Consider the following 23,074-nt stretch of genomic DNA (forward strand, 5'->3'; position numbering starts at 1 on the left):
CGTTTCGCCTCGTCTGCCATTCGCGATGAAGCTTGAGAAGAGGGCAATTGAGAGAGCTGTATCGAAGTGCCATTGGGGGCGCGCGCAGCGGCCGGTTTCGGCTTGATTCGTTTGTGCGCAAATCGTCCGAACTTGTATGAGCAATCCTTGCAAGCTGTTGGCACCACGGCTAAAAAATGCCATTTTCATGCATCACCGCGGCCTTGAAAACCAATGCGCCGCCGGCTTTGCGATCTCCGATGCCCAGTCGAGGGCGGTGCCTGTTACCGCCAATTCCCCACATGCGGGAATTGACGGTGGATGGGAGGACACATGACCGTGTCTAGCAATGCGCCGGCTCAGCCTGACTTCTCAGGTCCGCAGCCAACCCGGCAACCCAACGAGGACCGGGCCGATCAACCCCGGTTGGATTCAGAACCCGTACCCATGCAGCTTCAAACAACGCCGCCCACCTCTCCGCGCGAACCGGAAGCAAAGCAGATCGATTACAACGATTCGATCCGCGCCACCTTCTTCTCGATGGAGGACCTCCGGCAATGCGGCGAGGATCTCGCAGTGAAGGGTGCCTCCTCGCTGCCGGGATTCTTCCCGTTCGAGTTCCGGCCGCGGCATCGCGAAAACGAGAGCGAGATCCTGCGTGTCTACCGGGCGACCGCTGCGGACGTGGAAGCCGGGGCGACGATCACGCCGGCCGCCGAATGGCTGCTCGACAACCACCACGTCGTCGAAGAGGCGATCCAGGAAGTCCGGCGCGATTTCCCGCGCCGGTTCTATCGGCAGCTGCCGACGCTTTCGGTTTCCGGCACGGTGATCCCGCGCACCATGGCGCTCGCCTGGCTCTATGTCGCCCACACCCACAGCACGGTGACGCGCGAAAGCATCACGGCGATGGTCGAAGGCTTCCAGAAGCACGACACCTTCAAGATCGGCGAACTCTGGGCGCTGCCGTCGATCCTGCGCTTCGTGCTGATCGAGAACCTCCGCCGGATCGCCATCCGCGTCGAGCGCTCGCGCGGCATGCGCCGAAAGGCGAACGACATTGCCGACCAGATCATCCGCCTGAACGATCCGGAGAAATATCGGGCGCTGCTTGCGGAATCGGAAGCGCTGGCTGCCGACAACACCTTCGTCGCGCAACTGCTCTACCGCACGCGTGACGGCTCGCAGACCTCCGGTGCCGTTATCGGCTGGATCGAGGAACAGCTTGAGAGGCGCGGCAGCGACGTCGAAAACGCGCTGGTCGCCGAACAGAACCGCCTGTCGTCCGGCAATGCGACGATGAGCAACATCATCCGCAGCCTGCGTGAGATCGACGACACCGACTGGGCTGTCTGGTTCGAAAGCGTCAGCAAGATCGACGCGGCGCTACGCGAGGGCTCCGACTATGCGGCGCTCGATTTCGGCTCGCGCAACAAGTATCGCGACACGATCGAGAAGCTCGCGCGTCGTTCCGGTCACAGCGAATACGAGGTGACGCAGATCGCCATCGAGATGGTGCGCGAGGCGGAGACTGCGGCCGAGACCGAAGTGCCGCTCCAGGAGCCGAACGTCGGATCCTTCCTCGTCGGCAAGCAGCGCAAGGTGCTCGAGAAGAAGATCGGCTATCGACCGTCGCTGCTGCAGACCATCATCCGTATCAGCCGCAAGCTCGACTGGTTCGCGATCGCCGGCCCGAACATCCTCTTGACGATCCTGGCGATGATCGCCGTCTATTCCTTCGTCAGTCCGATGGATATTCCGAACGGCGCGAAGCTGATCATGCTGCTTCTGTTCGCGCTGCCGGCATCCGAAGGCGCGATGGGCCTGTTCAACACGCTGGTGACGCTGTTCGTCAGACCATCGCGACTTGTCGGCTATGAATTCCTCGACGGAATTCCCGAGCATGCCCGCACCCTCGTCGTCGTACCTTGCCTGATTGCCAAGCGCGACCATGTCGACGAACTCGTGCGCAATCTCGAGGTGCACTACCTCGCCAACCCGCGCGGCGAGATTTATTTCGCGCTGCTCAGCGACTGGGCCGATAGCAAGGTTGAGGAGTCGAGCACCGATTCCGACGTGCTCGACTACGCCAAGCGCGAGATCGCCCAGCTTTCGGCGCGCTACGCCTATGACGGCAAGACGCGCTTCCATCTCCTGCATCGCCGCCGCCTGTTCAACGAGCAGGAAGGCGTATGGATGGGCTGGGAGCGCAAGCGCGGCAAGCTGCACGAACTGAACATGCTGCTTCGCGGCGATCGCGACACCTCGTTCCTGCAGGGCGCCAACACGGTGCCGGACAACGTGCAGTACGTGATGACGCTCGATTCCGACACGCGCCTGATGCGCGATGCGGTGACGAAGCTCGTCGGCAAGATCTACCATCCGATCAACCGTCCGGTGGTCGACCCTAAGACACAGGACGTGATCGCCGGCTACAGCCTGCTGCAGCCGCGCGTGACGCCGTCGCTGACAACGGGCAGCGAAGCTTCCGCCTTCCAGCGTATCTTCTCGGCCAACCGCGGCATCGACCCCTATGTCTTCACCGTTTCCGACGTCTACCAGGACATCGCCGGCGAAGGTAGCTTCACCGGCAAGGGCCTCTACCATGTCGACGCCTTCGAGGCGGCGCTGAAAGGCCGGATCCAGGAGAATGCCGTTCTCAGCCACGATCTGCTCGAAGGCTCCTATGTGCGTTGCGCGCTGGTCACCGACGTCGAGCTCGTCGAGGACTTCCCGACCCGCTACGAGGTCGAGATGTCGCGCCAGCATCGCTGGGCACGTGGCGATTGGCAGCTGCTGCCCTACATCTTCAATTTCTCGAACGGGCTGTCGATGCTCGGGCGCTGGAAGATGTACGACAACCTGCGTCGCTCGCTGATCCCGCTTGCCTGGCTCGTCGCCTCGGTGATGGGCTGGTACTACATGGAGCCGACCGAGGCGCTGATCTGGCAGATCGTCCTGATCTTCAGCTTGTTCGTGGCTCCGACCCTGTCGCTGATCAACGGCCTCCTGCCGCGCCGCAACGACATCGTCGCCCGCGCCCACCTTCACGCGGTGCTGACGGAAGTCCGCGCCGCCAATGCACAAGTGGCGCTCCGCATCGTCTTCATCGCCCACAATGCGGCGATGATGGGCGACGCGATCGCGCGCTCGCTCTACCGCACCTTCGTCAGCCGCAAGCTGATGCTCGAATGGCGCACGGCCGCGCAGGTGCAGAGTGCCGGCCACGGCACGATTGGCGATTACTACCGCGCGATGTGGATCGCGCCGGCGCTTTCGGCGCTTTCGCTGGCGCTTGCCGCGATCTCCGACACCGGCCTGCCGTTCATCGGCATTCCCTTCGCGCTGCTCTGGGCGCTTTCGCCTGCCGTCGCCTGGTTCGTCAGCCAATCGGCCGAAACCGAGGACCAGCTCGTCGTCTCCGATGAAGCGATCGACGAGATGCGCCTGATTGCCCGGCGCACCTGGCGTTATTTCGAGACCTTCGTGACCGCCGAGCAGCACTTCCTGCCGCCGGACAACTTCCAGGAAACGCCGCAGCCGGTCCTGGCCGAGCGCACCTCGCCGACGAATATCGGCGTCTACCTGCTGTCGGTGATGTCGGCGCGCGATTTCGGCTGGATCGGCTTCGAGGAGACGATCAACCGGCTGGAGCAGACGATCGCCACCATCGACCGCCTGCCGAAGTATCGCGGCCACCTGTTCAACTGGTATCGGACGAACACGCTCGACACCATGGAGCCGCGCTACATCTCGTCGGTCGACAGCGGCAACCTTGCCGGTCACCTGATTGCCGTATCGTCGATGTGCCGCGACTGGGCCGAGGCGCCGTCGGCGCATGTGCAGGGCAGCCTGGACGGCATCGGCGACGTGGTGGCGATCCTCCAGGAGGTGTTGCGCGATCTGCCCGACGACCGCAAGACGGTCCGGCCGCTGCGTCGCCTGATCGAGGAACGCATCGTCGGCTTCCAGAACGCGCTTGCCGCGGTCAAGCGCGAGCGCGAGTTCGCGTCGATCCGGGTGATCAACCTCGCGGTGCTGGCGCGCGACATGCACAAGCTCACCGTCAACCTCGATCACGAGGTGCGCACGCCGCAGAGCACCGAAGTGACGAAGTGGGCAAATGCGCTCGTCAGCACCTGCGAAGCCCATATTTCCGACGGTGTCTTCGATCTCGGTGCGATCGAATCGCTGCGTCAGCGCCTGCTGGTGCTGAAGGATCGCGCCCGCGACATCGCCTTCTCGATGGATTTCGGCTTCCTGTTCCGGCCGGAGCGGCGCCTGCTGTCCATCGGCTTCCGGGTCAACGCCAACGAGCTCGACGAAGCCTGCTACGACCTTCTCGCCTCGGAAGCACGGCTCACCAGTCTGTTTGCCATCGCCAAGGGCGACTTGCCGACGGAGCACTGGTACAAGCTCGGCCGTCCGATCGTGCCGATCGGCGCGCGCGGCGCGCTGATCTCCTGGTCGGGCTCGATGTTCGAGTATCTTATGCCGCCGCTGGTGATGCAGGAACGGCAGGGCGGCATCCTCAACCAGACCAACAATCTGATTGTGAAGGAGCAGATCAACCACGGCCGCCGTCTGGGCACGCCCTGGGGCATTTCGGAAGCCGCGTTCAACGCGCGCGACCACGAGCTCACCTACCAGTACACCAACTTCGGCGTGCCGACGCTCGGGCTCAAGCGCGGCCTCGGCCAGAACGCGGTCATCGCGCCCTACGCCTCGATCCTCGCCTGCATGTACGATCCGAAATCGGCGCTCGCCAACCTCGGACGCCTGCGCGAGGTCGGCGCACTCGGTGTCTACGGCTTCCATGATGCCGTAGACTTCACTCCGACGCGTGTGCCCGAGGGCCAGAAATGCGCGGTCGTGCGCAACTACTATGCGCACCACCATGGCATGTCGATCGCGGCTGTCGCCAACGTCGTCTTCAATGGCCGCCTGCGGGAGTGGTTCCACGCCGATCCGGTGATCGAGGCCGCCGAACTGCTGCTGCAGGAAAAGGCGCCGCGCGACATCCCGATCATGAATGCCAAGCGCGAGCCGGAATCGGTCGGCAAGGGCCAGGACGATCTCCTGCGTCCGGAAGTCCGCATCATCGAGAACCCGCTGGCACAGGACCGGGAGACCGTGTTTCTCTCCAACGGCCATTACTCAGTCATGCTGACGGCCAACGGCGCCGGCTATGCCCGCTGGAACGGCCAGTCCGTCACCCGCTGGAAGCCGGATCCGGTCGAGGACCGCACCGGCACCTTCATCTTCCTGCGCGACACGACGACCGGCGATTGGTGGTCCGCGACATCGGAGCCGCGCCGTGCGGCCGGCGAGAAGGTGCTGACCCGCTTCGGCGACGACAAGGCCGAATTCGTCAAGACCGTCGGCGACCTCACCAGCGAGGTCGAGTGCATCGTCGCCACCGAACACGACGCCGAAGGGCGCCGGGTCATCCTGCTCAACACCGGCACCCAGGATCGCTTCATCGAAGTGACCTCCTATGCCGAGCCGGTGCTTTCGATCGACGAGGCCGACAGCGCGCACCCGGCCTTTTCGAAGATGTTCGTGCGCACGGAAATCAGCCGCCGCGGCGACGTCATTCGCGTCAGCCGCAACAAGCGCAGCTCCAGCGACCCGGACATGGAAGTGGCGCATCTCGTCACCGACAATGCCGGCAGCGATCGCCATACGGAAGCGGAGGCCGACCGTCGCCGCTTCATCGGCCCGGGCCGGACGCTTGCCGAAGCTGCCGCGTTCGACACGGACGCAGTGCTTTCGGGCACGGACGGCTTTACGCTCGATCCGATCATGTCGCTGCGCCGCGTCGTTCGCGTGCCCGCCGGCAAGAAGGTCAGCGTCGTCTTCTGGACAATCGCTGCGCCGAGCCGCGAGGAGGTCGATCGCGCGATCGACCGCTATCGCCATCCGGAGACCTTCAACCAGGAACTCATCCACGCCTGGACCCGCAGCCAGGTGCAGATGCGCCATGTCGGCGTGACATCGCAGGAGGCCGCGAGCTTCCAGATGCTCGGCCGCTACCTCGTCTATCCGGACATGCATCTGCGTGCCGACACGGCGACGGTGCAGGCAGGCCTCGACTCCCAGTCGAAGCTCTGGCCGCTGGCGATCTCGGGCGACTACCCGATCTTCTGCCTCCGCATCAACGACGACGGCGATCTCGGCATCGCACGTGAAGCGCTGCGCGCCCAGGAATATATGCGCGCCCGCGGCATCACCGCCGACCTCGTCATCATCAACGAGCGGGCCTCGTCCTATGCGCAGGATATGCAGCATGCGCTGGATTCCATGTGCGAGAACCTGAGGCTTCGCGGCCTTTCGGACGGCCCGCGCCAGCATATCTTCTCGGTGCGCCGCGACCTGATGGAACCGGAGACCTGGTCGACACTGTTGTCGGCCTCGCGCGCCGTGTTCCATGCCCGCAACGGCACGATCTCCGACCAGATCGCCCGCGCCAACTCGCTCTATTCGCCGGCGCCGGCGAAGGGTGCGGAGAAGAGCGGCGAGTTCGTGGGACCGCTTTTGGCGGCGCCGCAGGAGAAGGCAGACGTTGCCCCGGCCGAGATCAAGGGCGATCGTCTTTCCTTCTGGAACGGCTTCGGTGGTTTTGCCGAAGGTGGTCGCGAATATGTCGTGCGTCTTCGTGGCGGCGAAGCGACGCCGCAGCCCTGGATCAACGTCATCTCCAACGAGCAGTTCGGCTTCCACGTTTCGGCGGAAGGCGCGGCCTTCTCCTGGAGCCGCAATTCGCGCGACTACCAGTTGACGCCGTGGACGAACGACACGGTCATCAACCGTCCGGGCGAGGCGATCTTCATCCGCGACATGGAGAGTGGTTCGGTATCGACGCCCTATGCGTCGCTCTCGCGTCGCCGCTCCGTCGTCTTCGAAACGGCGCATGGGCTCGGCTATTCAAGCTTCCGCAGCACCCAGGACGACCTCGAGATTGAGGCGACCCATACGGTGCACCGCAGCCTGCCGGCAAAGCTCATCCGCGTCTCGATCCGCAACCGCGCGACGACGGCACGGCGGTTGAGGCTCTACGGCTATAACGAGTGGGTGCTCGGCAACAACCGCGCCCGCTCGGCGCCATTCATCCTCTCGAAGTGGGATGAGGAGACAGCGGCGCTGGTCGCGACCAACCCCTACAGCATCGACTATGCCGGTCGTTCGGCGTTCTTCACCGCCGATGGCGGCCAGGCTGCCGGCTACACCGCGAGCCGGCGGGAGTTCCTGGGCTCGCTCGGCGGCATCCTCGTGCCGCAGGCGGTGCTTTCGGGTGCCGATCTCTCGGGTTCGGTCGACGTAGACGGCGACCCTTGCGCGGTCATTGCGTCCGATCTGACCATCGAACCCGGTGCCGAGCAGCAGGTCACCTTCATTCTCGGCGATGCCGACAATGAGGATCAGCTTCGTGCCGTACTCGGTGAGTTGCGTGAGACTGCATTCGACACGGTGCTCGGGGCGGCCAAGACGTTCTGGCGCGATTTCACCGATATCGTGAAGGTGGAAACGCCGGATCCGGCCTTCGACGCCATGATCAACAACTGGCTGCCCTACCAGAGCCTCGGTTGCCGCATCATGGCGCGCTCCGCCTTCTACCAGGCGAGCGGTGCCTTCGGCTTCCGCGACCAACTGCAGGACACGCTGGCTTTCCTGATCCACAGGCCGGAGCTTGCCCGGGCGCAGATCCTGAATGCTGCGGCTCGTCAGTTCGTCGAGGGCGACGTGCAGCACTGGTGGCTGCCGGGAACCGGCGCCGGCGTGCGCACGATGATATCCGACGACGTCGTCTGGCTCGCCCATGCCGTTACGCATTACTGCTCGGTGACCGGTACCTCCGACATCCTGAGAGAACAGATCGCCTTCATCAGCGGTCCGGCTCTCGAAGAGGGCCAGCACGACGCCTTCTACAAGCCTGAGATTTCCGAGGAGGTCGGCGACGTCTACGAGCATTGCGCCCGTGCGCTCGACCTCGCGATCAAGCGGACCGGCGAGAACGGCCTGCCGTTGATCCTCGGCGGTGACTGGAACGATGGCATGAACCGTGTCGGTGCTGCCGGAAAGGGCACCAGCACCTGGCTTGGATGGTTCCTCGCAGGCACGCTCCGCGGCTTCCTGCCTTACGCTCGCGAGCGTAAGGACCAGGCACGCGTCACCCGTTGGGAGGCGCATCTCGAAGCCCTGAAGAAGGCGCTCGACACCGCCGGCTGGGACGGCGACTACTATCGTCGCGGCTATTACGACGACGGCACGCCGCTCGGCACCAGCGAGGCGCTCGAGTGCCGGATCGATTCGATCGGCCAGTCCTGGAGCGTCCTCTCAGGCGAAGGCGACGAGCAGCGTTCGCTCAAGGCGATGGATGCGGTCATGGCCGAACTGGTCGATCCGGACCAGCACATCGTGCGGCTGTTCACGCCGCCGCTCGAGCGGACGTCGCAGGATCCAGGCTACATCAAGGCCTATCCGCCCGGCGTGCGCGAAAATGGCGGGCAATATACCCATGCGGCCACCTGGGTGGCGCTGGCCTTCGCCGAACAGGGCAGGGCGGAAGAAGCCTGGCGCGTCTTCCAGATGCTGAACCCGGTCTCGCATGCGCAGAGCCGCGAGGCGGCGGAACACTACCGCGTCGAGCCCTATGTCGTCGCCGCCGATATCTATGGCGAAGGCGATCTGGCGGGACGCGGCGGCTGGACCTGGTACACCGGTTCGGCTGGCTGGCTCTACCGCGTCGGCGTCGAAGGTATTCTCGGGATCCGCAGACAGGGCGACAAGCTGGTCATTCGGCCGGTGCTGCCGGCGGCCTGGGACGGCTACTCCGCAGAAGTGACGCTCAACGGCGCGCGGCACAAGATTTCGGTGCAGCGCGACCAGAAAAGTGGCGAGCCGATTGTCAGCATAAACAATAGTGTCACAAAAAACGCGCATGAAGGCATTTTGCTGTAACGGCCGGCATTGAAGACAGGATGAGACCGGCTTTGTTCCCGCAAGGGCAAGGCCGGTTTTTCTTTGCGGAAATGCGGGCGGCATGACCCCGACGGCCGGGTGTCGTGTCTTGGAGCGCCAGGCGTTCAGACGAACGCACAAAGGGCGCTCTAACACTTTGAAGCCAGAGCATCTTATCCGCTTCCAGTGACTTCACTTGAAAGCGGGATGCTCTAGATCATCGGAGCGGGATGGGGCGGAGAACTGCAACATGTTCCTCATCCCACCTAGTTCATGGTGCCGGGCATCTCGCGCGTTTGAATGACGGCGCGGGCTGTCGGTGCCCGTTTCAACAGGGATGGGGCAGGGGCGCCAAATCCTGGAAAACGGACCGCATGCTGCAAAAGACTTTTCAGGGTGGTGTCAACCCGACGTCCGCCCGAATGGTTCCCAACGAGCGTGACACACGCCTCGACGTGTTCAGGGCGCTGTGCCTGCTGACGATCTTCGTCAACCACGTTCCGGGACAGTACCTCGAATATCTGACGCACAAGAACTTCGGCTTTTCCGATTCCGCCGAAGCCTTCGTGCTGATCTCCGGCCTGTCGGTCGGGATCGCCTATGGCGGCAAGTTCGCCGCCGGAGAACGGCTGGCGATGACGCTGAAAATCTGGCGCCGGGCGCTGGCGCTTTATGTCGCCCACATCATGACCAGCATCGTGACGCTGGCGATTTTTGCGGCCGGGGCGATCTATTTCGGCCGGCAGGATCTGATCGGCGAGATTAACATTCGGCCGATGGTGGAACAGACGGAACAGGGCATCGTCGCCATGGTGCTTCTGGGGTATCAGCTCGGCTACAACAACATCCTGTCGATGTATGCGGCGCTGTTCCTGATGCTGCCGGGTATTCTCTGGCTGAACGGCGTCAGCAAGAAACTGCTGCTGTCGCTGTCGGCCGCCCTGTGGCTCGCCGCAGGCATCTTCAAGTTCGTGCCGTCGAATTTCCTCGACGAGGGCTATTGGTTCCTCAATCCCTGGTCCTGGCAGTTCCTGTTCGTCATCGGCATCGTCATGATGACCTTCGTTCGCAATGGTGGATCACTCCCCCGATGGCCCTGGCTGATCGTCCTGTCGGGCGCTTATCTTGCGGTCTCCGCTGTCTGGGTGCTCTTCTCCTTCTGGAGCATCGACCTTTCCTTCGGTCTTCCAGCGGTCTTGACCGGCTTTGACAAGACCTTCCTGTCGGGCCCCCGGCTGCTCCATGTGCTGGCGCTTGCCTACATCGTCGCCGTGACGCCTCGCATCAGCAACCTCGCCAAACTCGACAGCGATCATCCGCTCGCGGTTGTCGGGCGACACTCGCTGCCGATCTTCATCTTCGGCACGATCCTGGCGATGTCCGGCCAGGTGCTGCTGTTCGTCACCGGGAGAAACCCGATCTTCGGCAGCCTCTTCGTGCTCGTCGGCATCGGGCTGCATTTCGCCTATGCCTATTATCTCGAATGGTTGCGCGGCATTGCTACTGCAAAGCCGCTGCGGGCGGCGTAAGAGAACGCCGCCCCTGCTGGGCGACTAATTTCTGGAACCAAGGGCAAGGCGGCAGGCGAGCCCCGTGAATACGCCGGCGAGAAGATACTGCGGCAGCTTCGGGAAACGCCTGATGCCAGCGAGCCGCGCGCGCAGATGGCTGCCGACCAGGATGACCGAGCCGTTCACGAGGAAGCCGACCCCGTTCAACACGGTCGCCAGCAGAAGCATCTGCGTGACCATCGACCCGCTCTTTGGGTCTACGAACTGTGGGAGCAGCGCCAGTACGAAGAGCGCCATCTTCGGATTGAGCAGGTTCGTCATCAGCCCCTCGCCGAAGATCCGCCAGTTCGAAAGTCGCTTGAGCGTCGAAACCGGTGACGCGCTCGATGCGTTCGAGCGGACTGTCTTGTAGGCGAGGTACAGCAGATAGGCGCAGCCCGCCCAGCGCACGATCTCATAGGCAACCGGCAAGGTGACGAAGAGCTGGGAAAGACCGAGTGCTGCGGCCAGCGCGTGGCAATAGGTGCCGACTGCGATCCCGGCATAGGTGAGGAACCCGGCTGCGCCCCCCTGGCTCACGCTCCGAGAAGCGATGAGCAGCATGTCAGGGCCGGGCGTGGCGGTGAGCACGAGGCTTGCTGTGGCGAAAACTGCGATTGTGGAGATGTCCGGCATGATGATTCCTTTGGAATTGGGGCCGGAATTCCCGTCTACCAACAATCTCGAGAATGGCAAGGCTGGTCGACGCGACGTTGTCAGAAAGCCGAAAAGCAAAAAACCACCCGCGTTTGACCGCGGGTGGTTCGGTTCGTTCGCTTGACTTCAAGCGCGTGTCTTATGCCGCCGTGTGGCTCATGCGGACGTCTTCGTCCGTCAGGATGCCGCTGGCGCGCAAGAGGGCTGCGAAGCGGCCATTGCTCTGGCTGAGCTCGTTGAAACCGCCCATTTCGACGACACGGCCCTGATCCATGAAGATCACCAGGTCGGCCTCGCGCACCGTCGACAGGCGGTGTGCGATGATGAAGGTCGTGCGGTTCTTGCGCAGGGCATCGATCGCATCCTTCACGCGGGCCTCGGTTTCGACGTCGAGCGCGCTGGTCGCCTCGTCGAGCACCAGGATCGGCGCATTCTTGAGGATGGCGCGGGCGATGGCCACACGCTGGCGTTCGCCGCCCGACAGACGGTTGCCGCGTTCGCCGACCACCGTGTCGTAGCCGCCCGTCCGGCCCTCGATGAAGTCGCAGGCGGCGGCCGCTTCGGCGGCAGCCATGACTTCCTCGATCGTCGCATCGTCACGGCCGAGGCGGATGTTGTCCGAGATCGAACGGTTCATCAGGCCCGCATCCTGGAAGACGGTGGCGATCGAGCGGCGCAGCGACTTGCGCGTTACCTTCGAGATATCGTTGCCATCGATCAGGATCTGGCCGTCACGCGGATCGTGAACACGCTGCAGCAGGTTGACGAGCGTCGTCTTGCCGGCACCCGTCGGGCCGACGATCGCGATCGTCTGGCCGGCCTTGGCCGTGAACGAGACGTTGTGCACGCCCTGGTTCGTGTTGGCAAAATCGAAGGAGACGTTGCGGAACTCGACTTCGCCGACAGCTGGCGGCAGTTCAGTCGCGCCTGCCGGCTCGTCACGTTCGCGCACGGCGTCCTCGAGCTGGAAGAAGTCTTCGAGCTTGGCGCGGGCTTCGAAAATCTGCGTCACGAAGGCCTTCATCTGGTCGAGACGGCCGATCAGCAGGTTGGCAAAACCGATGAAGGCGATGACTTCGCCGACGCCGAGCTCGCCGCGCTGCACCAGCACGGTGCCGATGACGAGGATCGCCATCATCGAAATGGTGGAGGCGACGCGGTTCAGCGCGCTCGCCAGTGCCCACCAGTCGAGCACCGGGAACTGGGCGGAGATCAGCCGCTCGGTGAACTTCTTCAGCTCGCGGGTTTCAGCCTCGATGCGGTTGTAGCTGTGCACGACCGAGACGTTGCTGATGGCGTCGGAAACGTGGGAGAAAACCGTATGATAGTGGTTCTCGACCGAGGCCTGACCTTCCTTGGTGCGGCTCATCACCGCCTTGCTGATCATGACATAGGCCGCGCCGAGCACGAGAAGGACGAGCGAGAGGCGCACGTCCATGGCAAAGGCGGTCGGAATGAGCAGCATCAGCGCGACGGCCGTAGCCAGGTGCTGGCGCATGAATTCGAGCCAGAGACCGAATAGGGTTTCGCAGGCGCGCAACAGCGTGTGCAGCGCGTTGGACGTGCCGCGCTGGCTATGCCAGGCGAGCGGCATGGAAACGATCCGTCCAAAGGCTTCCGTCAGGAGCGTGGCGCGGCGGCCATGCGCCAGCCGGTCCGCCTCGCGGGCAACGAGCACGAAGGCGACGGTGTTGAAGACGCCGAGGCCAGCCCACATCAAAAGCATCGGCGTGACCTCGCCCTTCGACGAGATGGCGTCGATGATGCGCCCGAACAGGATCGGTTCGGCAATCGAGATGGCTGCCAGAACGACGTTGGCGAGGACGATCGCCGAGACACGAAACTTGTGAACCGCAAGATACTGGAGCGCTCTTGCATACACTTGGAACAATGACACTGTCTCACCCCTTCCGGGTACCGGATTTGACGCGCCGCAGTCCTTCTGCGGCGGATGCACCCGCGTCCTCGAGCTACGGTTGGCGGGCTTGGGCTCCGCCCCCATACACTCGGGGCCGCGCTGAGACGGTCTTTTGCGGCAAAGGGAAGCCGTAGCCGGACGCATGGACAGCCACTCGTTTTCCCGTTTCGCTCGCATGCGAGCTTGGCGAGAATATTCATAGTCTGCTATCTGTCGTGCCAACTCCGATTTCTTGCATATTTCGCATAAGACCGGGCGTGGTATGAGGGATTATCGCGGGTGCAACATGAATGGTCGCTGAACGGTGCCTTTATGTCCGGATTCGGAAATGCGACCATATGCATCTACCTGGAAGGTGATCCATGAACATTACGCTGCTCGTACAGTTTCTCGCGCTTCTGGAGGAGATGAAGACACGCGAGGAAATCGTCCCGGAATTCGAGCGCCTGCTCGATCGCTGCGGCTTCGACTTCTACGGTGTCGTTCGGCAGCCGAAACCGCATGACAATCCGCTGCGGCTGCTGCTCGCCGGCCGCTGGCCGGAAGGCTGGCCGCAGATCTACATCCGCAAGAAGTTCGTGGTGATCGATCCGACCATCCGCTATCTCGGCCATGCGCAGCGCGGCTTCCGCTGGCGTGACACGCTGTTTGCCTTCCGCTCCGATCCACATCGCAAGCGCATGGAAAGCATGATGATCGAGGCCAGAAACCACGGTCTCTACGATGGCTACATCTTTCCGGTGCACGGCCGGCGCGGCCTGCTCGGCAACCTGACGGTCGGCGGTCGCGTCGTCGACTTGAGCCCGGTCGAGATCAGCCTCTTCGACGCCATCGCCAAGCGGCTGTTCTGGAAGCTTCTGGAGCTGACCGATCCCGAGGTTTCGGCCGAACTCGGCTCGCGCGTCGAGGTGCAGATGACGCGGCGCGAAATGGAAGCGCTCAACTATCTCGCCGACGGCATGACTTCGAACGACATAGGCAAGGTGCTCGATATCTCGAGCCATACGGTCGACTGGTATATGAACGGCATCCAGGAGAAATTGAAGGGCAAGAACCGCCATCACGTCGTGGCGATCGCCTTCCGGCTCGGGCTGATCTCCTAGAGTCGAAGGCTTTCGGTTTCCTGTCGCATCTGAAATTGCGCTCTGCTCGGTGACTCGCTAATACTTTATTTCGCGGGTGCAGCATTTCCCGCAATATCAAGTCATTGAGGAGACCGACTTGCCTATCTCGAAGATCCTTGTTGCCAACCGTTCTGAAATTGCCATCCGCGTTTTCCGCGCTGCAAACGAACTCGGTCTGAAAACGGTCGCGATATGGGCTGAAGAGGACAAACTGGCGCTGCACCGCTTCAAGGCGGACGAAAGTTATCAGATCGGCCGCGGGCAGCACCTTGCCCGCGACCTCGGTCCGATCGAGAGCTACCTGTCGATCGAAGAAGTGATCCGCGTCGCCAAGCTTTCGGGCGCCGACGCGATCCACCCGGGCTACGGCCTGCTTTCGGAAAGCCCTGAATTCGTCGATGCCTGTGATGCCGCCGGCATCATCTTCATCGGTCCGCGGCCGGCGACGATGCGCCAGCTCGGCAACAAGGTTGCCGCGCGCAACCTCGCGATTTCCGTCGGCGTGCCGGTCGTTCCGGCCACCGATCCTCTGCCGGACGACGAAAAGGAAATCCACCGCCTTGCGGCCGAGATCGGCTATCCGGTCATGCTCAAGGCCTCCTGGGGCGGCGGCGGACGCGGCATGCGCGCCATTCGCGACCCGAAGGACCTGATCCGCGAGGTGACGGAAGGCAAGCGCGAAGCCAAGGCCGCCTTCGGCAAGGATGAGGTTTATCTTGAAAAGCTGGTCGAGCGCGCCCGCCACGTCGAAAGCCAGATCCTCGGCGATACCCACGGCAATGTCGTGCATCTCTTCGAGCGCGACTGCTCGATCCAGCGCCGCAACCAGAAGGTCGTCGAGCGCGCGCCGGCGCCCTACCTCTCGGATGCGCAGCGCCAGGAGCTTGCCGACTATTCGCTGATGATCGCCCGTGCGACGAGCTATGTCGGCGCCGGCACGGTCGAGTATCTGATGGATGCCAACACCGGCAAGTTCTACTTCATCGAGGTCAACCCGCGCATTCAGGTGGAGCACACCGTCACGGAAGTCGTGACTGGCATCGACATCGTCAAGGCGCAGATCCACATCCTCGACGGCGAGGCGATCGGCACGCCGGAATCGGGCGTGCCGAAGCAGGAGGACATCCGCCTCAACGGTCACGCGCTGCAGTGCCGCATCACCACCGAAGACCCGGAGCAGAACTTCATTCCGGACTATGGCCGCATCACCGGTTATCGCTCGGCGTCCGGCTTCGGCATCCGTCTCGATGGCGGCACCGCCTATCCGGGTGCAGTCATTACCCGCTTCTACGACCCACTGCTCGTCAAGGTTACCGCCTGGGCGCCGAACCCCCTCGAAGCGATCAGCCGCATGGACCGCGCGCTGCGGGAGTTCCGCATCCGCGGTGTGGCAACCAACCTGACCTTTCTCGAGGCGATCATCAGCCATCCGAAGTTCCAGGATAACAGCTATACGACGCGCTTCATCGACACGACTCCGGAACTGTTCCAGCAGGTGAAGCGCCTGGACCGCGCGACGAAGCTCCTCACCTATCTCGCCGACGTCACGGTCAATGGCCACCCGGAGACGAAGGGCCGCCCGAAGCCGCCGGCGGATGCGGCAAAGCCCGTCGTCCCGTTCATCGACGGCGACATCAAATCCGGTACCAAGCAGAAGCTCGACGAACTCGGCCCGAAGAAGTTCGCCGAGTGGGTGCGTGGCGAACGCCAAGTGTTCCTGACCGATACGACGATGCGCGACGGCCATCAGTCGCTGCTTGCGACCCGCATGCGCACCCATGATATCGCCCGCGTCGCCGGCACCTATGCCCGCGCGCTTCCCCAGCTCTTCTCGCTCGAATGCTGGGGTGGCGCGACCTTCGACGTGTCCATGCGCTTCCTCACCGAAGACCCGTGGGATCGCCTGGCCCGCATTCGCGAAGATGCCCCGAACCTGCTGCTGCAGATGCTTCTGCGCGGCGCCAATGGCGTCGGCTACAAAAACTACCCCGACAACGTGGTCAAATACTTCGTGCGCCAGGCGGCAAAAGGCGGCATCGACGTGTTCCGCGTCTTCGACTGCCTCAATTGGGTCGACAACATGCGGGTGTCGATGGAGGCCGTTGCCGAGGAGAATCGCATCTGCGAGGCGGCGATCTGCTATACCGGCGACATCCTGAATTCGGCCCGGCCGAAATACGATCTCAAATACTACACAGCCCTTGCCGCCGACCTCGAAAAGGCCGGCGCGCACATGATCGCCGTCAAGGACATGGCGGGCCTGTTGAAGCCGGCGGCCGCACGCGTGTTGTTCAAGGCGCTGCGTGAGGCGACCGACTTGCCGATCCATTTCCACACCCACGACACCTCGGGCATTGCGGCCGCGACCGTGCTTGCCGCCGTGGAGACCGGCGTCGATGTCATCGATGCGGCGATGGACGCGCTTTCCGGCAATACCTCGCAGCCCTGCCTCGGCTCGATCGTCGAGGCGCTCCGGGGGTCGGACCGCGATCCGGGTCTCGATCCCGAGTGGATTCGTCGCATCTCCTTCTATTGGGAAGCGGTGCGCCACCAGTATGCCGCCTTCGAAAGCGACCTCAAGGGACCGGCGTCCGAAGTCTACCTGCACGAAATGCCGGGCGGACAGTTCACAAACCTTAAGGAACAGGCGCGTTCGCTCGGTCTCGAAACCAAGTGGCACCGCGTCGCCCAGGCCTATGCCGACGCCAACCAGATGTTCGGCGATATCGTCAAGGTGACGCCATCGTCCAAGGTCGTCGGCGACATGGCGCTGATGATGGTGAGCCAGGACCTGACCGTCGCCGACGTCGAAAATCCTGCGAAGGACATCGCTTTCCCGGATTCGGTCGTCTCGATGCTCAAGGGCGATCTCGGCCAGCCCCCGGGCGGCTGGCCGGAAGCGCTGCAGAAGAAGGCGCTGAAGGGCGAAAAGGCCTATACCGCCGTTCCGGGCTCGCTGCTGCCGCCGGCCGACCTCGATGCTGAGCGCAAGGCAATCGAGGACAAGCTTGAGCGCAAGGTCGACGACTTCGAGTTCGCCTCCTATCTGATGTATCCGAAGGTCTTCACCGACTATGCGGTTGCTGCCGACACCTATGGCCCGGTCAGCGTCTTGCCGACGCCGGCCTATTTCTACGGGCTTGCGCCGGGCGAGGAGCTGCAGCCGGAGATCGAGCGGGGCAAGTCGCTCGTGATCCTGCACCAGGCCAAGAGCGAGCCGGACGAGAAGGGCATGGTCAAGGTGTTCTTTGAGCTCAACGGCCAGCCGCGCCTGATCAAAGTGCCGGACCGCAACCGCAGCGCTCAGAGCGCGGTGCGCCGCAAGGCCGAGGTCGGTAACGCCGCCCATCTCGGCGCGCCGATGCCGGGTGTCATCTCGACGGTCTTTGTCTCGCCAGGACAGGCGGTCAAGGCGGGCGACGTGCTGCTTTCGATCGAGGCGATGAAGATGGAAACGGCGCTGCATGCGGAGAAGGACGGCACGATTGCCGAAGTGCTGGTGCGCGCCGGCGACCAGATCGACGCCAAGGATCTGCTGATGGTCTTCGGCGCCTGAGGGTAAGTTCAAACAAACAGAAACGGCCGGATGCGAATCCGGCCGTTTTGTTTTCTGGAAGTAGAGGGGGCGTCTAGCCTGCTGGGGTCGTCCGTCCTGCTCCCCGGACTGAACATCAAGCCCGAGGATGACGGTAGAGATAGACAAGGCTGGCGCAAAGGGTGCCCGACCCACACCCGCCGGATCGTCCTGTGATCCGTCGTCCCCTCCGCTCAGATTTCGTAGTCGTGCGGGGCGCTCAGCGAGGCGATGAACTTCTTGGTACGCTCACGCTCGGGCGCCGAGAAGATCGTCTTCGGGGCACCGCTTTCGACGATGAGACCACCGTCGAGGAAAATCACCTTGTCGGCGACGCGGGATGCGAGGCGCAGGTCATGGGTCGCCATGACCATGGTCGTGCCTTCACGAGCAAGCCGGCTCAGGACTTCGACCACTTCTTCCGCCAGTTCCGGGTCGAGGGCAGAGGTCGGCTCGTCGCAGAGAAGCACGCGGGGCGACGGGGCAAGCGCGCGGGCGATCGCCACGCGCTGTTGCTGGCCGCCGGAAAGGGTCGCCGGCCAGGCGTCGGCCTTGTGCGCCATGCCGACCTTTTCCAAGAGTTCCATCGCGCGCGTCTTCGCCCTGTCGGCCGGCCATTTCAGCACCGTGACGAGACCTTCCATGACATTGCCGAGGGCGGTCTGGTGGGGGAAGAGCTGGAAGTTCTGGAACACCATGCCGGTCTGCCGGCGCAGGCGCTGGATCGCCGCCCAGCCGACCTTGCGGCCGGGCGAAAATTCGAGCGTCTCGTCGCCAAGCCGGATTGCGCCGGACGTTGGGATCTCCAGCAGATTGATGCAGCGCAGCAGCGTGCTCTTGCCGCCGCCGGATGGGCCGACCAAAGCCGTCACCGTGCCCTCGGCGAGCGTGACGGAGATGTCCTTGAGGACAAGATTGTCGCCGAAGCGCTTTTCGATGTGGGAGAGCTCGATCATGCGCGTGCCTCCAGGAAGCCGCCATAGCGGGCGAAGCGCCGCTCCAGCCTGACCTGCAGAGCCGACAGCACGGAGCTCATGGCGAGGTAGATCAGCGCCGCCAGGATATAGAGGATCAGCGGCTCGTAGGTGGTGGCAACGATGCGCTGGGCGGTCTGGAACATCTCTGGCACGGTGATGGCGGCGGCAAGCGAAGTGTCCTTCACCAGCGAGATGAAGGTGTTCGACAGCGGCGGCACGGCGACGCGGGTCGCCTGCGGCAGGATGGTGCGGCGCATCGCCTGGCTCCAGCTCATGCCGATGGAGTAGGCCGCTTCCCACTGTCCGCGTGGCACTGACGAGATGACGGCACGGATGATCTCGGAGGTGTAGGCGCCGACGTTCAGCGAGAAGCCGATGAGCGCGGCGGTGAAGGCGTCGAGCAGGATGCCGGCGCTCGGCAGCCCGTAGAAGATCACGAAAAGCTGGACGAGCAGCGGTGTGCCGCGGATCACCCAGACGTAAAATCGCGCGATGGCGACCACCGGCGCCGGTCCGAACAGACGGGCGACGGCGGTTGCGAGCCCGAGGATCAGGCCGAAGATGAAGGAAAGCAGCGTCAGCGGGATGGTGAAGGTGAGGCCGGCCCAGAGCAGGGACGGCAGCGAATCCAGCATCAGTTGGAGCCAGGTGGGCAAGGGGCGGGCCTTTCAAAAAGCGCGATCCGCCCCGGTGTCCGGAACGGATCGCGATTCATAACCGAGAATGGCCGGCGGAGAAACCGACCCGGCGCTCGGGACAGGGGTTACTTCGAGACGTCGGCGCCGAAGTACTTCTGCGAGATCTTGTCGTAGGTACCGTCGGCCTTGATCTCGCCGAGCGCCTTGTTGATCGCTTCCAAGAGTTCCGGCTCGTCCTTGCGGATGATGATGCCGGAGAAGTCGGCGTCAGCCTGTTCGGCCGCGATCTTTACCGGCGCGTCGGGCTTCTTCTTCTTGAAATCGAGGAAGGAGAGGCTGTCGTTTATCGTGGCATCGGCGCGGCCGGTGAGCACGAGCTGGATCGACTGGTCGAAGCCGTCGGTGCCGACGAGTTCGGCGCCGGAGGCGGTTGCGAGCTTGCCGAAGTTGCTGGTCAGCGACTGAGCCGACTTCTTGCCCTTGAGATCGGCGAAGCCCTTGATCTCCTCGTTGTCGGTCTTGACGATCAGCACGGCCTTCGAGGCGATGTAGGGCTCGGAGAAGTCGTACTTCTTCTTGCGCTCTTCGGTGATGCCGACCTGGTTGATGACCGTGTCGTAGCGGTTGGCGTCGAGGCCGGCGATCAGGCCGTCCCACTTGCCTTCGAGGAATTCGGCCTTGACGCCGAGCTTCTCGGCGACGGCCTGGCCGATCTCAACGTCGAAGCCGACAAGAGCGCCGGAGGCATCGTGATAGGTGAAGGGCGCATAGGTGCCCTCGGTGCCGATCTTCAGGACGCCGGCGGATTTGACCGCGTCGAGATTCTCGCCGGCTTCAGCGGAGGCGAGGGCGGCAACCTGCATCAGAGCGGCGGCGAACAGCGTGGGGAGGAGCTTCATCGTGATTTTCCATCTTCTTTGTGGTCCGGCCCGTCGTCCGGATTGAGCGGACAATCGCACAAAAGATTGGCGATCTGAGCGTATAAAACACCAATTCCCGAGCGTTTTGATGAAGAATTTTCCTCGAAATGGCGTCGGTCACGCGCAAAAGGCACGGTTTGCTCGAATTGCTGGCCCGCGGTGATTTGGCTTATTCCGCGACTTGAAATCGGTTTCAAAAGTCGTTATGCACATTCATAGCGATTTATGCACGTTTATGCACGATTGGCAAAAATGTCGAGCGATCTCTTACTTCGTGAGCGAAAGACGCTGATCCAGGAGCGGCTGAAGGCCAACGGCCGGGTGCTGGCTGCGGATCTCGCTGCCGAGCTCAATGTTTCCGAAGACACGATCCGCCGTGACCTGCGCGAAATGGCGGCAGCGGGGCTTTGCGAGCGGGTCTATGGTGGCGCGCTCCCGGTCGTTCCCGCGGCACACAGCAGTTTGAGCGAGCGGGTGGCGATGGCGCCGGAGCGCAAGGCAGCACTTGCCCGCACGGCGGTCGGACTGATCAAGCCGGGCATGACCGTGTTTCTTGATGCCGGTTCCACAAACCTCGCCATCGCGCAATTGATCGAGCCGGAGCTCCAGGTCACGATTGTCACCAATACGCCGCTGATCGCTGCAGCGCTGATGGAGAAGCCTGGCGTCGATCTCATCCTGCTTGGCGGGCCACTCAACCGTGCGGTCGGTGCGGCCATCAGCGCGCGGGCGCAGCGCGACGCCGAACTGCTCAGGCCCGATCTCTGCTTTCTCGGCACCTGCGGCGCCGATGCCGAAGCGGGCCTGACGGCGATCTATTTCGAGGACGCCGAATTCAAGCGGCTCGTCGCCTTGCGCAGCCGGCGTCTCGTTGTTGCCATCACCAGCGACAAGCTCGGGACGGCGGCGGCCCACGCGATCGTCGGTATTGACGAAAGGGCGGTGCTGGTCCTGGAGGCTGATGCCCCGGCAGCGCATCGTACTGCATTCGAGGCGGCCGGGGCGGAAGTCTTGATGGCGGGAGGGCCCGAACGATGACGATTACCCACGTGGCGCAGTGGACCCGAGACCTTGAGGCGATTGCCGGCTTTTGGTCGACGTTCTTCGGTGCTGAAGTCGGCGAGGTCTATCAAAGCCGGCGGCGGCCGGGCTTCCGCTCACGCTTCCTGAGGCTTGGCGACGGACCAGCGATTGAGATCATGGAGGGCCCTTGGGTTGCTCCGGGCGATCCGGCGCAAGAGCGCACGGGCCTTGCCCATGTGGCGCTGTCGCTCGGCAGCGAGCAGGCGGTCGATGCCATGGCTGCGCGCGCCGAGGCTGAAGGCATTCTGGTCGCGAAGGCGCGCTGGACCGGCGACGGCTTCTACGAGGCGGTCCTACGCGACCCCGATGGAAATCTGATCGAAATCACTGTTTGAGCCGGCCCGATCCGGCACAGAGGCAATACCATGGACCAACGTTCTCCCACTGCAACCGTCCGCCAGGGCTATATGACCCGCAACCGGCTGGCGGTTTCCCTGCTCTTTCTGATGAATGGCTTCGTCACCGGCAGCTGGGCGCCGAAGATCCCCGAGTTCAAGGACCGGCTCGGCATCAGCGAAAGCGTACTCGGCCTCCTGATCCTGATGTTTGGCATCGGCTCCCTGGTGCTGATGCCGATTGCCGGCGGCTATATCGCCCGCGTCGGTTCGCAGAAGGTGGTCAAGGTCACAGCCATCATCCTGTCGCCGCTGCTTCTGCTTTTGACATTGGTGCCAAACGTCTGGGCGGCAGCGATCGGCATGTTCGTGCTCGGCGGTTTCGTCGGCGCGATGGATGTCGCCATGAACGCCAATGCGGTCGAGGTCGAGAAATCGATGCGGCGGGCAATCATGTCCTCCTGCCACGCCTATTGGAGCCTCGGCGGCCTGATCGGCGCCGGCATCGGCGGATTCCTCATGGCGCGCGTCGGCGTGCTGCCGCATGTCTTCGTCGTCACCGTGATCTGCCTGACGTTGATTGCGATTGCCTGGCCGATGATCCTTGCCGACAAGCCACATCCGGCCGCCGCCAAGGAAAAGCTCCGCCTGCCGATGACGCCGCTACCCTGGCTGATCGGCATCATGGCGCTGTTTTCGATGGTGCCGGAGGGCACGGTGCTCGATTGGGGCGCGCTCTACCTGCGCAACGAGCTTGGTGCCTCGGTGGAACTGTCCGGCTTCGGCTTTGCCGCTTTCTCCGCCACCATGGCGACCATGCGCTTTGCTGGCGACCTCGTGCGCGACCGCTTCGGTGCCAAGAAGACGCTGCGCATCTGCACGGTCACCGCGCTCATCGGCATGATCATCGCGGGCACGGCGCCGAATGCCTATATCGCCATCCTCGGCTTTGCGATTGCCGGCGTCGGCATCTCCAACATGGTGCCGATCGCCTTTTCGGCGGCCGGCAACATGCCGGGCCTGCAGCCTGGCATCGGCCTTTCGGTCGCGACCTTCATGGGCTATTCGGGAATGCTGTTTGCGCCATCGGTGATCGGCTTCGTCGCCGAGCATACGGGCTTTGCCATCGTCTTTGCCTCGGTGCCGGTGCTGTTCATCGTGGTGCTGATGCTGTCGCATCATGCTCATCATGCCGACCACGCAAAGGGACACTGATGCCGGCCGCCTGCCATCAAATCGCCGTCAGGGCATGATGTCGCCGTTGACAACGGTGCTTTCCTCATCCACCTGATGGACGAAAAGCAAGAGCGGGACGGCAGAAGTCCATGCGGTTTCCGCCCGCATCCCGCGCTGAAACG

12 protein-coding genes are annotated in these 23,074 nt (G+C 63.3%); 7 read left to right on the forward strand and 5 right to left on the reverse strand.

From position 1 onward, the window contains the following. Nucleotides 1-312 precede the first annotated feature (312 nt). A complete protein-coding gene (ndvB, locus tag ASE60_RS27940; protein WP_057254864.1) occupies nt 313-8,940 on the forward strand; it encodes a cyclic beta-(1,2)-glucan synthase in 8,628 nt (2,875 codons plus the stop codon). 374 nt (nt 8,941-9,314) lie between these two features. Beyond that, nucleotides 9,315-10,469, forward strand: a complete 1,155-nt coding sequence (gene opgC, locus ASE60_RS27945; RefSeq protein WP_057254865.1) for an OpgC domain-containing protein — start codon at nt 9,315-9,317, stop codon at nt 10,467-10,469. Nucleotides 10,470-10,493: 24 nt separating this feature from the next. Here opgC and ASE60_RS27950 read toward each other — a convergent pair whose 3' ends face one another. Beyond that, the gene (locus ASE60_RS27950; protein ID WP_057254866.1) at nt 10,494-11,126 is read right to left on the reverse strand and encodes a LysE family translocator; all 633 of its coding nucleotides are present in this window, start codon (nt 11,124-11,126) and stop codon (nt 10,494-10,496) included. A 160-nt stretch (nt 11,127-11,286) separates the two neighbouring features. Continuing rightward, nucleotides 11,287-13,044, reverse strand: coding sequence for a glucan ABC transporter ATP-binding protein/ permease (locus ASE60_RS27955; protein WP_057254867.1), 1,758 nt, complete (start codon nt 13,042-13,044; stop codon nt 11,287-11,289). Nucleotides 13,045-13,427: 383 nt separating this feature from the next. On the opposite strand from ASE60_RS27955, the gene ASE60_RS27960 reads away from it, so the two are divergent. Together ASE60_RS27960 and pyc are read left to right on the forward strand one after the other, a co-directional pair. Further along, complete coding sequence (locus ASE60_RS27960; RefSeq protein WP_057254868.1) at nt 13,428-14,168, forward strand: autoinducer binding domain-containing protein; 741 nt, start codon at nt 13,428-13,430, stop codon at nt 14,166-14,168. A gap of 118 nt (nt 14,169-14,286) precedes the next feature. Then, the gene (pyc, locus tag ASE60_RS27965) at nt 14,287-17,745 is read left to right on the forward strand and encodes a pyruvate carboxylase (protein ID WP_057254869.1); all 3,459 of its coding nucleotides are present in this window, start codon (nt 14,287-14,289) and stop codon (nt 17,743-17,745) included. A 212-nt stretch (nt 17,746-17,957) separates the two neighbouring features. Here the strand turns inward: pyc and ASE60_RS27970 are convergent, their stop codons facing one another. The 3 genes from ASE60_RS27970 to ASE60_RS27980 form a co-directional block, all read right to left on the reverse strand. Further along, entirely contained in the window at nt 17,958-18,719 is a 762-nt protein-coding gene (locus ASE60_RS27970; RefSeq protein ID WP_057254870.1) for an amino acid ABC transporter ATP-binding protein, read from the reverse strand. Further along, the gene (locus ASE60_RS27975) at nt 18,716-19,396 is read right to left on the reverse strand and encodes an amino acid ABC transporter permease (protein ID WP_082616163.1); all 681 of its coding nucleotides are present in this window, start codon (nt 19,394-19,396) and stop codon (nt 18,716-18,718) included. Before ASE60_RS27975 ends, ASE60_RS27970 begins: the two co-directional genes overlap by 4 nt. Before the next feature lie 107 nt (nt 19,397-19,503). Then, a complete protein-coding gene (locus tag ASE60_RS27980) occupies nt 19,504-20,277 on the reverse strand; it encodes an amino acid ABC transporter substrate-binding protein (protein ID WP_057254872.1) in 774 nt (257 codons plus the stop codon). A gap of 273 nt (nt 20,278-20,550) precedes the next feature. On the opposite strand from ASE60_RS27980, the gene ASE60_RS27985 reads away from it, so the two are divergent. From ASE60_RS27985 to ASE60_RS27995, 3 genes are read left to right on the forward strand one after another with little or no spacing between them, the layout of a single operon-like run. Next, nucleotides 20,551-21,336 carry a DeoR/GlpR family DNA-binding transcription regulator gene (locus tag ASE60_RS27985; RefSeq protein ID WP_082616165.1) on the forward strand — a complete coding sequence of 262 codons (786 nt, stop codon included), beginning with the start codon at nt 20,551-20,553 and terminating at the stop codon, nt 21,334-21,336. Further along, entirely contained in the window at nt 21,333-21,716 is a 384-nt protein-coding gene (locus ASE60_RS27990) for a glyoxalase/bleomycin resistance/extradiol dioxygenase family protein (RefSeq protein WP_057254874.1), read from the forward strand. Before ASE60_RS27985 ends, ASE60_RS27990 begins: the two co-directional genes overlap by 4 nt. A gap of 30 nt (nt 21,717-21,746) precedes the next feature. Beyond that, a complete protein-coding gene (locus ASE60_RS27995; protein WP_057254875.1) occupies nt 21,747-22,931 on the forward strand; it encodes an MFS transporter in 1,185 nt (394 codons plus the stop codon). Nucleotides 22,932-23,074: the final 143 nt, after the last annotated feature.

It is taken from the genome of Ensifer sp. Root278, from assembly GCF_001429285.1.
Classification (GTDB): Bacteria; Pseudomonadota; Alphaproteobacteria; order Rhizobiales; family Rhizobiaceae; genus Ensifer.

Bases quoted from the DNA above. Each gene is read 5' to 3' on its own strand.
- ndvB (WP_057254864.1), top strand. From the start codon at position 313: ATGACCGTGTCTAGCAATGCGCCGGCTCAGCCTGACTTCTCAGGTCCG.
- opgC (WP_057254865.1), top strand. From the start codon at position 9,315: ATGCTGCAAAAGACTTTTCAGGGTGGTGTCAACCCGACGTCCGCCCGA.
- ASE60_RS27950 (WP_057254866.1), bottom strand. From the start codon at position 11,126: ATGCCGGACATCTCCACAATCGCAGTTTTCGCCACAGCAAGCCTCGTG.
- ASE60_RS27960 (WP_057254868.1), top strand. From the start codon at position 13,428: ATGAACATTACGCTGCTCGTACAGTTTCTCGCGCTTCTGGAGGAGATG.
- ASE60_RS27970 (WP_057254870.1), bottom strand. From the start codon at position 18,719: ATGATCGAGCTCTCCCACATCGAAAAGCGCTTCGGCGACAATCTTGTC.
- ASE60_RS27980 (WP_057254872.1), bottom strand. From the start codon at position 20,277: ATGAAGCTCCTCCCCACGCTGTTCGCCGCCGCTCTGATGCAGGTTGCC.
- ASE60_RS27985 (WP_082616165.1), top strand. From the start codon at position 20,551: ATGTCGAGCGATCTCTTACTTCGTGAGCGAAAGACGCTGATCCAGGAG.
- ASE60_RS27990 (WP_057254874.1), top strand. From the start codon at position 21,333: ATGACGATTACCCACGTGGCGCAGTGGACCCGAGACCTTGAGGCGATT.
- ASE60_RS27995 (WP_057254875.1), top strand. From the start codon at position 21,747: ATGGACCAACGTTCTCCCACTGCAACCGTCCGCCAGGGCTATATGACC.